Origin of the sequence: Bradyrhizobium quebecense (assembly GCF_013373795.3) — a bacterium.
GTDB classification, from domain to species: Bacteria; Pseudomonadota; Alphaproteobacteria; order Rhizobiales; family Xanthobacteraceae; genus Bradyrhizobium; species Bradyrhizobium quebecense.
Genome location: NZ_CP088022.1, coordinates 5,769,809 through 5,782,386 on the forward strand (window position 1 = coordinate 5,769,809; position 12,578 = coordinate 5,782,386).

5 protein-coding genes and 4 pseudogenes are annotated in these 12,578 nt (G+C 60.4%); 4 read left to right on the forward strand and 5 right to left on the reverse strand.

The genetic code is table 11. The features are described from left to right. Positions 1-1,436 precede the first annotated feature (1,436 nt). Together HU230_RS27840 and glmS are read right to left on the reverse strand one after the other, a co-directional pair. Positions 1,437-2,726: pseudogene (locus HU230_RS27840) on the reverse strand (IS256 family transposase). A gap of 510 nt (positions 2,727-3,236) precedes the next feature. Beyond that, entirely contained in the window at positions 3,237-5,063 is a 1,827-nt protein-coding gene (gene glmS / locus HU230_RS27845; protein ID WP_176529022.1) for a glutamine--fructose-6-phosphate transaminase (isomerizing), read from the reverse strand. A 547-nt stretch (positions 5,064-5,610) separates the two neighbouring features. On the opposite strand from glmS, the pseudogene HU230_RS27850 reads away from it, so the two are divergent. From HU230_RS27850 to fcl, 3 genes and pseudogenes are all read left to right on the forward strand, one after another. Next, a pseudogene (locus HU230_RS27850) lies at positions 5,611-6,919 on the forward strand (IS5 family transposase). A 342-nt stretch (positions 6,920-7,261) separates the two neighbouring features. Further along, complete coding sequence (gene gmd / locus HU230_RS27855; RefSeq protein WP_176529021.1) at positions 7,262-8,347, forward strand: GDP-mannose 4,6-dehydratase; 1,086 nt, start codon at positions 7,262-7,264, stop codon at positions 8,345-8,347. Then, positions 8,328-9,317 (forward strand): GDP-L-fucose synthase, encoded by a 990-nt coding sequence (gene fcl / locus HU230_RS27860; protein WP_420840810.1) that lies wholly within the window; start codon positions 8,328-8,330, stop codon positions 9,315-9,317. The genes gmd and fcl overlap by 20 nt, the downstream gene beginning before the upstream one ends. Before the next feature lie 641 nt (positions 9,318-9,958). Here fcl and HU230_RS27865 read toward each other — a convergent pair. The 3 genes and pseudogenes from HU230_RS27865 to HU230_RS27875 form a co-directional block, all read right to left on the reverse strand. Continuing rightward, positions 9,959-10,177, reverse strand: coding sequence for a DUF2274 domain-containing protein (locus tag HU230_RS27865; protein ID WP_176529020.1), 219 nt, complete (start codon positions 10,175-10,177; stop codon positions 9,959-9,961). 4 nt (positions 10,178-10,181) lie between these two features. Next, a pseudogene (locus HU230_RS27870) lies at positions 10,182-10,946 on the reverse strand (TraB/TrbI/VirB10 family type IV secretion system protein); the annotation flags it as partial. 278 nt (positions 10,947-11,224) lie between these two features. Beyond that, complete coding sequence (locus HU230_RS27875) at positions 11,225-11,443, reverse strand: hypothetical protein (protein ID WP_224944338.1); 219 nt, start codon at positions 11,441-11,443, stop codon at positions 11,225-11,227. Between HU230_RS27875 and HU230_RS27880 the strand changes: the two are divergent. After that, positions 11,339-12,441, forward strand: a pseudogene (locus HU230_RS27880) (IS256 family transposase); the annotation flags it as partial. The gene HU230_RS27875 and the pseudogene HU230_RS27880 overlap by 105 nt on opposite strands. Between the last annotated feature and the right edge of the window lie 137 nt (positions 12,442-12,578).

Genomic DNA, 12,578 nt, shown 5'->3' on the forward strand with positions numbered 1-12,578 from the left:
TCGTCGGGCGAAAAGCTCTGTGGGACGAGCTCCTGTTCACCGCGCCGCCCGTCACAGCTTCTATCCTCCTTGTCTATTGGGAGGCAGCAATCGCTCCGTAGCTCCTTCACGCCCTATCTCAGGCTGCTCCTTTGCTCCTCATGAACTCTTGGGCCTCATCAGATCGCCCGGAAGACCTTTGCCTCCAGATACCCCACATAATCTGCGTGCAAAATGCCCGGCCTCCTTTCGACGGCCGGGCGGATCTTGGCCGCGCCTCGTAAAGTTATTACGACGCCGCCAATTCGATCTATCGGCTTGTGCAATGCTGTCACAGAGCGCACCAGGCACTAGCAGCTCGGCGAAGACTACGCCGGCCGGCTCAGTCTGCGTACCATCTTCTCTGCGCAGGAGCTCTTCTGACTGTGAGCCTTCCCCAAGGCCGCCTAGCGCAGCAAAGACGGCGCGAAGAGCACGACGAGATACGTTCCACGCAACTATACTCTAGTCACATAAAATCATCCTCGCAATCGTATGTCGCTGAGCCTTCTGCGATCTCGGTATCACCGTTCTCACAGTTGCCAATTTCGGAAAGATATCGCGCGGCAGCGCCATTTCGCCGCCATTCACCATCACTGTTCCTTATCCAATTTTCTGACGTCTCTGGGTCGAGGACCATTTGTCGGCGTCAACCTCGACAAACCCCAACTTCTCCGCACCGGCTCCTGCTTCTGGATTAGCCGGACGCAAATTGAGCAACGGCCTTACCGTCCATTCGAAGTCGATGCTCGAGCAGAATATCGCCAGCGTTCTCGACAAGCGGATGAACGACCTGAAGATCTACACTCGAGGTAGTCCCCGTTCGCCCAGGAAACAGCTCCCGCCATCGCTTGACGTCGAACTCTGTCATGCTGTCGCCGCCTTCCATTCTTAGAAGCCCGACACTCTTGTTTCCTAATTGGCAGCTGAAGTATCGCGCATTATCGGAATCTCGAGTTGTTCCATAGTCCTCAGCAATTTCCGCAGTTCGCCTTGCTCTTGCGGACACGAAATCTGAGTACTCTTGCGGGTTGTCGGCGATGTACTTGATCTCTTCGCCGTGATAGGTCTGAGCCTATTGATCTCCACCACAGGAGGGTTTTGAACGAGCGAATACGGTCTTGTTGCCGACGATGAGCTGCCACTGGGGCCTGGCGCGGCCAAGCGCATATTGGCGAACGCATCCGCGAAGCTGTTTGCATCCCCTTGCTCGTCAGCTTCGACAAAGCGTGAGGATTGGAAGTCGGACAAGCCATTGATCCGATTATACATGGCGATTGATGCTCCCAGCGGGCATACACTTCCGCATTTGGTTCAGGCTTGTTAGACCCGGCCGAGTTGATAGGCTGACTGCCTTACCAAAACCTGACGCGAGACCGTGAAGAGCTATCGCCAAATTTTGGTGACGGCGCGGCCGGTCAGGCGGCGGCGGTTATGGGCTGACGGTCAGTCGGTTTGGCGATGACCTCGATCCCGTCGTTGAATGTCACACCGAGAACGAGTTTTGGCAACTGGTTGTGGCCATCGAGACGACGCCGGCTTTTCTGCGCGGCCTCAAGCAGTTTGAAGACCATCGCGAGCGCCGTTCTGTTGGACAGGCAGCCCTTCGATCGGATCGTGCGGTGGCGCACGGTAGCGAAGGTGCTTTCAATGGGATTGGTGGTCCGCAGGTGTTTCCAGTGTTCGGCCGGGAAGTCGTAGAACGCCAGTAGCGTGTCCCGATCCTTGCTCAGGCAGTCGGCCGCCTTCTCGTATTTGGGCGTATAGCTCTCGATGAAGGCGTCGAACGCCAGCTCGGCGGCGGCCTTGGTTTCGGCCATCCAGCTCTCCTGCAACGCGCGTTTGGCTTTAGGCTGCTGGCTCTTCGGCAACTTGGCGATCACGTTGGCGGTCTTGTGTACCCAGCAGCGCTGCTCGCGCGTTTTCGGCCAGACCTCGCCGGCGGCCTTCCAGAACCCGAGCGCGCCGTCGGCGGTCGGCGATGGTGAGCCGCGGCGGCACGCCGAGCCCGCGCCGCTTCAGGTCGAGCAGCAGATCGCGCCAGTCCTGCGCGCTCTCGCGGGCGCCATCGGTGAAGCCGACCAGTTCCTTGCGGCCTTCCGGCGTCGCGCCGATCAGCACCAGGATGCACTGCTTTTCGTCTTCGAGGCGTGCTTGGAGATGGATGCCATCGGCCCAGATGTAGACGTAGCGCTTCGCCGACAGATCGCGCCTCTGCCACGCGGTGTGCTCGTCAAGCCAACCGTCCTTCAGACGGCCGATGGCGGATGCCGACAACCCGGCAGCATCCTTGCCGAGCAGCGCCGCCAGAGCCTCGGAGAAGTCGCCGGTGGAGATACCCTTCAGGTAAAGGATCGGCAGCAGCGTCTCGATCGATTTCGAGCGGCGCATGTAGGGCGGCAGGATCGACGGAGAGAACCGGATGCGGTCGGGATCGGTAGCCTCCGCCTCGCGATCGCGTACACGCGGCTGGCGGACGCCGACCGGACCGATACCATCCATCACCTCGCGTTCCGGCAGGTGACCGTGGCGCACGAGCGCTGGTGGCCGTCCGCAGTCTTCAAATCGGCATGCTTGCCGAGAAAGTCCGCGACCTCGGCCTCGACCGCCTGGGCCAACAGAGCACGCGCCCCATTGCGCAAGATTTCGGTGAGTTGATCGTCGACGTTTCCTGGCTGAATCAACTTGATGATGTTATCTTTGGACACGGCATATCGCTCCTTCGGTGGAGAAGTGGAGGCGTCAAGCACCCCCACGATATGCCGCCTTCCCGATTCCCGCCGTCACCAACTTTCAGCGATAGCTCGACCGTGAATGCCCTCTCATCCTTTCGGCAAACTTTCCTAAAGCGGCACCAATGCACGTCGCATTGGCGTTGCCGGGATTGGTGAGGCTACGAGCATGGCTCGCAATGTCAGCCCATCAGGAGCGGGTTCGATCGATAGTTCTCCTGATTGAATCAGCCGTCGAACGCTCTCCTTCTGATGCCGCGCGCCATGCTAGACGTATGCCCAGATTGCGGTCTCGATAGGTCCGGGGGAGCGCACGGCCTGCTAACAGTTACCAGAATTGGCGACAACCAAGTATCCGCCAACCATGACCAAACATGGATAAGCGCGAGACTACAGCCTTTCCGGATTTTGAATCCACCAGATGGGGCAGCCGCCGCGGCCTGATGGCTAGACAACGGAGAAGCACCTCGACATTGCCGCGGCCGGCTATTCGACGGTGACCGATTTTGCTAAATTGCGCGGCTGATCCACATCCGTCCCCATAACGACGGCAGTATGATAGGCTAAAAGCTGAACCGGGATGGCATAAACGATGGGCGTAAAGCTTCCACCCATGTCCGGCATCACAATGGTCATGAGCGTATCCACCGTCGCTTCCGAAGCGCCCTTCGCATCAGTGATCAAGATGATGTTGCCGCCGCGAGCCGCGACTTCTTGCATGTTCGAGACAGTTTTTCCGAAGACCGCGTCGTATGGCGCGATCACCACCACGGGCACCGTCTCATCAATCAATGCAATCGGTCCGTGCTTGAGCTCGCCAGCGGCGTAGCCTTCTGAATGGATATACGAGATTTCCTTCAGCTTGAGCGCACCCTCCAGTGCCAGGGGGGCCGATGTGCCGCGGCCGAGATAGAGCACATCGCTCGACTTGGCGACATGACGCGCGAGTTTCTCGATCTGCGGCTCGATCAACAGCGCCGCAGCAATCAGCCGCGGCACTTCGATAAGCTCGCGGACAAGCTTCGATTCATCGATCTCGTGCAGTTTACCGCGCTCTTTGCCTGCTGCCAGGGCAAGCGCCGCCATTACCACTAGCTGGCAGATGAACGCCTTGGTGGAGGCGACGCCGATTTCCGGTCCCGCCAGCGTGGGCAACACGGATTCGCTCTCACGCGCAATCGTCGAGGTCTGGACGTTGACTACAGATATCGTGTGCAGACCCTGGCTCTTGGCGTAACGCAGCGCAGCCAGTGTGTCGGCAGTCTCCCCCGACTGCGAGATGACGATCGCGAGATCGCCCTTACGCAAAGGCGCCTCCCTGTAACGGAACTCGGATGCCACATCGATTTCGACCGGCAGGCGTGCTAACCGCTCGAACCAGTATTTGGCGATGTAACCGGCATAGCTTGCCGTGCCGCAGGCCGTAATCGAGATTCGCTGAATCGAATTGAAGTTGAACGGTAGAGTCAGCGGCAGGGCTACGCGCTCGGCGCCGATATCGACATAATGAGCCAATGTCTGCCCGGCCACCATCGGCTGCTCGTGGATTTCCTTAGCCATGAAGTGGCGGTAATTCGCTTTATCTACCAGGAGTGACGACGCGCCTGACTTTGATGTTTCCCGGTGGACGATAGTGCCGTCCGCGTCGTGGATCACACAATTCGTGCGGGTAAGCACGGCCCAGTCGCCATCTTCAAGATAGGCAATGGAATCGGTCAAGGGTGCGAGCGCGATCGCGTCCGATCCTAGATACGTTTCGCCATTGCCATGCCCAATCGCAAGGGCTGATCCCTTGCGCGCACCGATCAAAAGATCGTCGTGGCCTTTGAACAGGAATACCAGCGCGAAGGCTCCGTGCAGCCGCAGCACCGACGCCTGCACCGCATGCTGTGGCGAGTAGCCATTCATGAGATAGGATTCAACGAGATGAGCCACCACCTCGGTGTCGGTCTCTGAACTGAAATGAGCTCCATTCTGTTCCAGTTCGGCTCTCAGCTCGCGGAAATTCTCGATGATCCCATTATGAACGACCGCGACATTTTCCGTCGCATGCGGATGGGCATTTCTTTCGGTAGGCCTTCCATGAGTCGCCCATCGGGTGTGACCAATACCGATATGACCCGATAGCGGCTGCCGGTGCAGCCGCTCGGCAAGGTTTCTCAATTTGCCTTCAGCGCGGCGCCGCTCGATACGGAGACCTTCGAGCGTCGCAACGCCTGCGGAGTCGTAGCCACGATACTCCAACCGCTCGAGCGAAGCGACCAACTGTCCAACGACCGGACCACGCCCCAGGATGCCGACAATTCCACACATGCTGATCAATGCACCCCAAGTTCGCGAAGCCGCGGCTTCCGAATGGTCTGCTGTCGACGTAGTTGCGGGGCTGCTCTAGCGTGTATTGCCATTTGTTACTGGAAATGTTTGTCGCGCTCGTTCAGGCGAACATGCGATACTCGGACAGATGCATGCTCCGCTTGTCGAGATCAGACTAAGCGATCAATATCGATAGCTCGATTGTACGAAGGTAAACTTTCGATGTCGAAACGTTCGAAGAACTATACAAGTGTTTGCAAGCTCCCCGTATTTCCTGCACCAGCAGAAGCGATTGTCATCGATACGGTCGATGAGCTTGCTGCGCCCTAGGCTGAGTGTTCTGTTGGAAGTTGAGTGAGCGGTACGCATTGTGGGCTGCGATATCTAGTCGTCCGTGAAGAGCGGCTAAGCGATTGAGTTGCATTTGTCGTTTTGGATTGTTAGGATTGCAGGGCTTTGATGCTTCGGACATCGGAACCTTGCAGTTTCATTTTCGGGATTCCGTCGAATCGCCAGTCATGATTCCGTCGTTGCATCGGAGGTGGCGATGCGACCGAAGAAGCACAAGACGACGGGATCGGGCGATCTGTTCCGGGCCAGGCTGGACCAGATCATCAATATGAAGCACGAGCTGGTTCAGCCCGCCGGCAAGGTCGATTGGGACTGGATCGACGGCGAGATCGCGCCGCTCTATAGCGAGAACGGCCGGCCGGGCATCGCGACCCGCTTCATGATCGGGCTGCTGCTCAAGCACATTTACGGCCTGTCCGATGAGGGGGTGTGGGTTGAGTCCACGACCCGTATTTCCAGTACTTCACCGGCGAAGAGTTCTTTCAGCACGCGTTCCCGCACGAGCGCTCGGACCTGAGCCACTGGCGCAAGCGGCTCGGCGGCAAGCTGGAGCTGTTGCTGGCCGAGAGCTTGCGGGTGGCGCACGAGGCCGGCGCGTTACGCAGCCAAGACCTAAAGCGGGTCACGGTCGATACCACCGTGCAGCCGAAGGCGATCACCTTCCCGACCGACGCCAAGCTGCTGCACGCGGCGATCAAGGGGCTCAACCGCCTGGCGAGGAACGGGGTCAAGCTGCGGCAGTCCTACCTTCGCATTGCCAAGACCGCGGCAATGATGGCTGGACGCTACGCCCATGCCAAGCAATTCAAGCGGCATCACCGGCAGCTGCGCAGCCGGCTGGGCCGGATCATCCGCGATATCCGCTGCAAGATCGAAGGTCAGGCTGTGCTCGAGAACGCGTTCGCCCTCTCGCTCAGCCGGGCCACGCAGATTCGCGCGCAGCAGCAGCGCCAGCGCGGCTGGAAGCTCTATTCCTTCCACGCCCCGGAGGTGGAATGCATCGGCAAGGGCAAAGCAGCCGCGCCTTACGAGTTCGGTCGTCACCAACAACCGCCGGGCTCCCGGTGACCTGTTCGTGCTGCACGCCAGGGCGCTACCCGATAACCCGTACGACGGTCACACCTTGCGGGACGTCATCGACCGCACCGAGACACTCACCGGCTGCGCGATCGAGCGGGCCTATGTCGACAAGGGATATCGCGGCCACGACGCACAAAATCCCCGTCGCGTCTTCATCTCTGGCCAGAAGCGCGGCGTCTTCGGTGTCATCAAGCGCGAGCTGCGCCGCCGCTCCGCCATCGAACCCATCATCGGACACCTGAAAGTCGATGGTCACCTCGGCCGCTGCTACCTACCGTGCCGGCGATGCGGCCAACGTCATCCTCTCCGCCGTCGGCTATAACTTCCGCCGCATCCTCGCCTGGCTCAGGAAGCTCTTGCGCTTCATCCTGACCGTCCTTTGGCGCGCCTTCGCAACCCCAGTCGCCCTCAATCCCGCTTGTTAACGGACGACTATCTATGCACAGGCTGTGGCTGGGTGTCGGCCTGCATGCTGCGATTCTATCAATGCAATGCCGATCTCCTAACTTGCAACTGGCTAACCTCAGCACGTCGCTTTATCCGGCCACGATAAGCCAGGTCCGAATGATTTTAATATTGGGAGCAACTGCCGGATCGGTATAAATCAATGTATGTAGTGTACATGAATATATGATGTGTATGATCGGAGCTGACGATCGCTTTCCTCTAGTTGCGGGTGGAGCGCGCTTGAGCATCTAGATCTCTCGCAGCCGCTTCACAACTGGCGTTCTTAAGGGGGGCTCTTTACGGCGCAACCAATAGAGACCATGGCGGCTCAGAATTCAAAGCGGCGCGTGGCGCTGATCACCGGCGTGACCGGGCAGGACGGCGCGTATCTCGCCGAATATCTGCTTGGCCTCGGCTACACCGTGCACGGGATCAAGCGCCGGTCGTCCTCGTTCAACACCGCGCGTGTCGACCATCTCTACCAGGACCCGCATGCCGGCAACGTGCCGTTCCTGATGCACTACGGCGACATGACGGATTCGACCAATCTGATCCGGCTGATGCAGCAGATCCGGCCGACCGAGATCTACAACCTCGCCGCCCAGAGCCACGTCCAGGTCAGTTTCGAGAGCCCGGAATACACCGCCAACGCCGACGCCATCGGTGTCCTGCGCCTGCTGGAGGCGATCCGCATCCTTGGCATGGAAAAGGAGACGCGGTTCTACCAGGCCTCGACCTCGGAGCTTTACGGGCTCGTGCAGGAGGTGCCGCAGAAGGAGACGACGCCGTTCTATCCGCGCTCGCCCTATGGCGTCGCCAAGCTCTACGGCTACTGGATCACGGTGAACTACCGTGAGGCCTATGGCATGTTCGCCAGCAACGGCATCCTGTTCAACCATGAGAGCCCGATCCGCGGCGAGACCTTCGTGACGCGCAAGATCACGCGCGCCGTCGCCCGCATCGAGGTCGGCCTCGAGAGCAAGCTCTATCTCGGCAATCTCGATGCCAAGCGTGACTGGGGCCATGCCCGCGACTATGTCGAAGGCATGCACAAAATCCTGCAGGCCGACGAGCCTGATGATTTCGTGCTCGCGACCGGCGAGACGCGCTCGGTCCGCGAGTTCGTCGAGCTGGCGTTTGCGGAGGTTGGTCGCAGCATCGAATGGCGCGGCAAGGGCGTCGACGAGGTCGGCGTCGACAAGGCGTCCGGCAAGACCCTGGTGCAGATCGATCCGACCTATTTCCGCCCGACCGAGGTCGATCTCCTGATCGGCGATGCCAGCAAGGCACGCGCCAAGCTCGGCTGGGCGCCGAAGACGCCATTCGCGCAGCTGGTGAAGGAGATGGTCGCCAGCGATCTCGCTGAGGCCAGGCAGGATGCGGCCAATGGCAAGCGCGGCGTTTGAACTGAAGGGCAAGACGGTTTTCGTCGCCGGCCATCGCGGCATGGTCGGCTCGGCGCTGATGCGCCGGCTGGCGCGCGAACAGGCGGATCTGCTGACCGTGTCGCGCGGCGAGGTCGATTTGCGCGACCAGGCCGCGGTCAACGCCTGGTTTGCCGCGAAGCGGCCGCAGGCCGTGTTCCTCGCCGCCGCCAAGGTCGGCGGCATCGTCGCCAACAACACGCTGCGGGCGGAATTCCTCTACGACAATCTGGCGATCTCGACCAACGTAATCCAGGCGGCGCACGCCAATGGTTGCGAGAAGCTGATGTTCTTCGGTTCGTCCTGCATCTATCCGCGCCTGGCGCCGCAGCCGCTGCGCGAGGATTCGATGCTGACCGGCCCGCTGGAGCCGACCAACGAGCCCTATGCCATCGCCAAGATCGCCGGCATCAAGATGGCCGAGGCCTATCGCAGCCAGTACGGCGCCGATTTCATCAGCGTGATGCCGACCAATCTTTACGGTCCCGGCGACAATTATCATCCCGAATACAGCCACGTCGTCGCCGCGCTGATCCGCCGCTTCCACGAGGCCAAGGTTTCCGGCGCTGGTAACGTCGTGGTGTGGGGCACCGGCACGCCGCGCCGTGAATTCCTCTATGTCGACGACCTCGCCGACGCCTGCATCCACCTGATGAAGACCTATTCGTCGCCGGACCTGGTCAATATCGGCACCGGCGCAGACATCACTATCGCCGAGTTCGCACTCTTGGTGGCGGCGGCCGTCGGCTATCGCGGTGAGATCAGCTTCGACACGTCGCGCCCGGACGGCACCCCGCGCAAGCTGCTCGACGTCAGCCATTTGGCCAGGCTCGGCTGGCGTGCCCAGACCTCACTGGAGGAAGGCATTAAGTTGGCGTACCGGGCGTATCTCGGCCAGAGCAATAAAGGCCACCAGAGTGATCCAGCTCATCCCCGGCAAGTGGGGGCTTAAGGGAAGGCAATCCTGCACGACGAGTCCGCGGCGACTCTCCCGGCCGTCCGTCAGCCCAGGCCACTCGGTAATAATGTATTCCGTGAACGGCCTTCTTCTCAACACAGCGACCGGTTGGATCCTCAACATGTAAGTCCCGGTACATGCTGGCCAGCATGCGGATCAACCGGCTTGCATCACGACGCAAAATGATCATGATCGCGGATGTGTTATTCTACTCCGCCGAAGTCGACAGTTGATAAGCGCGATCTGAAGTCGATGCTGAGCCGCGATCGATCATTGAGTTGGAACGCGCCAATATTCCTCTTCAGCCATGCCCAGCGATAGTCCGTCATCAGCACCCACGGCGATAGCGTGACGATGCAGAACTACGAGAGACGGAAAGCCTTTGGGGATTTTTTGTTTTCCAAGCTAGTTTAGCCTGAAGGCGCCAAAAATCGAGCGCCACGGTGTCAGCCGCCGCCGCGAGCCTGATTAGCACGAACGCAGGAATCGTATGCGAGCCTCTTCTACGCGAATGCGCGACGGAACCGGCCGCGGCCGGCTCGACTCTTGGGCATATTCGCGAGCGGACAACGACAACCCAAGTTGGCCGCATTGAACTTGCTGTCAGAGCGCTACCCCTCGCCTCCATTCGCACGCTAACGCGCGCGCCGAGCTTTGCGAAAGCTCCTGTCCGCCGCCATGAACCTCGCCAGCATAGGTGCGATCAGCTTGGCTGGATCCTGAACGGGTTGTCCCGTTTCCTGGGCCAGGATTTCAGCGTAGGCAGCGAGGTCCCGGTGGACGATTGCCGGCAGTTCGTGCGCCACTTTGATCGGTTTGTCGTCTTCGATCGCTCCAAGCTTGAGCTTGGCCATCGCGTTATCCTCTATATGGTTCGAGCACCAGGTCGCGGTTGACGATCACCCTCACCGGGAATCCCTGGCGGATCGTCAACGTTGGCTGGATGTTGAGATTGCGGCGAACCAGCTGCTGTCCTGTCTGATTTGCGGAATCCTCCGCTCCACGCCGGAGCGCAGCAATGAGGTCGCTGTTGGTGTTGCCTGCGTCCGCGCCCGAATTGACCTCCGTGCCAAAAGCCAGCAGTGTCGAAAGCGCTGCTGCGCCCAAGAGCTCTTTCCAGTGATTGTCGACCTCGTCCTCGAGGCCGGCGTATCCAGATGCATCTGCGCCAGGCTGCCGTTCCAGGACGATCGAACGCCCGTTCGGCATAATCAGCCGCGTCCAAACCAACAGTACGCGCGACTGGCCAAATGCCGCCTGGCTGTCGTAGGTGCCGATCAGCCTTCGAGCTCGCCGCGTTGGATTGTCATAGACAGCTTCCGTCACCTGCGCCGTGATTTGCCCCGGTAGATCGGATCGAATGCCCGTGATGAGAGCGGCCGGAATGACTGTGCCGGCCTGCACCACAAACGGCGAAGCTGGCCTCACGAGGCGATCCGGACTGGTCGTCCGGCGGTCGACGGATGCGCTGACGAAGGCGAGCTTCCGTTCCTGGCCATTCTGGGCGAACGTTTCATCAGATGATGTCGTGGCATTCGAAGGCGTTTCATTGGCCGATGTCACAGCAGTTGAGGGACAGACATTGGTGCTGGCAACGACCTTGCTGGTACGACTCCTGCTTGTCGTGAGGATCGATCACACGCAACCCCGCTGACACAGCATGTACCACATCAAGAAGGTGCTTCATTCTCATATGACATTCGCCGGTGCCACGGCCGAACGCAGCTTCTAAGACCGTGCCCTCAGCTTCTCAGTCAACCTGAATAGCGTTGGCTACATCGTCTCGTATTTTCCCGTACATGTGGATGATGCGCGAGCCACCGAGAAACTGCTCTATGAGAATCCGGTCGTGTCCCAGTGATGGTGTAGCTCGGTAGAGCAAAGCCGCCCGTACGCGCGCCTCAAATAGCGCCGTAGCGGGCGGGCGGCTTTGCGGTGGTCACCGGCGATTCGCCGGTAGGATCGGGTTGCGACACGCCAACGCAACCGAGGAACCACCGATGACCGACGATATGATGAACCTGCGCACGCACGTGGAGAAGACCCCTGATGCCGATCTGTTGCGCGAGATGATCGGCTTTTCCGCCCAGCGGCTGATGGAGCTGGAAGTCGAGGGCCACACCGGGCGGCCTACGGCGAGAAGAACCCCGAACGGCTGGCCCAGCGCAACGGCTACCGCGACCGAACCTGGGAGACCCGGGCCGGCACGGTCGAGCTTCGCATCCCCAAGCTGCGCAAGGGCTCCTACTACCCGGGTTTCCTGGAGCCGCGCCGGATGGCCGAGAAGGCGCTCACCGCCGTAGTTCAGGAAGCCTATGTGCAGGGCGTCTCGACCCGCTCAGTCGACGATCTCGTCCAGGCGATGGGATAAGCGGCATCTCCAAGAGCCAGGTGAGCCGGCTCTGCGCGGAGATCGACGACAAGGTGAAGGCGTTCCTCGCCCGGCCGATCGAGGGCGACTGGCCGTATCTGTGGATCGACGCCACCTACGTGAAGGTACGCCAGCAGGGGCGTATCGTGTCGGTCGCAGTGATCGTCGCTGTTGGCGTCAACAGCGACGGCCGGCGCGAAGTCTGGACGGCGTTCCTGCGCAAGCTCGCTCGCCGGGGCTTGCGTGGCGTCAAGTTGGTCGTCTCCGACGCCCATGAGGGCATCAAGGCCACCGTCGCCAAGGTGCTCAACGCCGGCTGGCAACGGTGCCGCGTCCACTTCATGCGCAACGCGCTGGCGCGCGCCGGCAAGAGCGGGCAGCGCGTCGTCTCCGCCTTCATTGCCACGGCGTTCGCCCAGGACGATGCCGAGGCCGCACAAGTAAAGTGGCGGAAGGTCGCCGACCAGCTTCGTCCCAAGCTGCCCAAGCTTGCCGACTTCCTCGACGAAGCGGAGACCGATGTGCTGGCCTACATGAATTCCCGCCGCAACATCGCACCAAGCTGCACTCCACCAACCCAATCGAGCGCCTCAACAGCAAGATCAAGCGGCGCACCGAGGTGGTTGGCATCTTCCCCAACGAGGATGCCATCTCCGCCTCATCGGCGCGATCCTGCTCGAGCAGAACGATGAATGGGCCGTCCAGCGTGCCCGTTACATGACACTGGAAACCATCGCGCCGTTGAGTAAGGCGTCGGGTTCGCTCGCGACCTTTGCTTCCTTCAGGATTTTACCCTGGGCATCACAACGCACACGCCCGACAGTTCCAATGACACGTCGATTCCGGCCTAGTTCTCCACGGCAACCCTCCGTCTCAGGATGCTT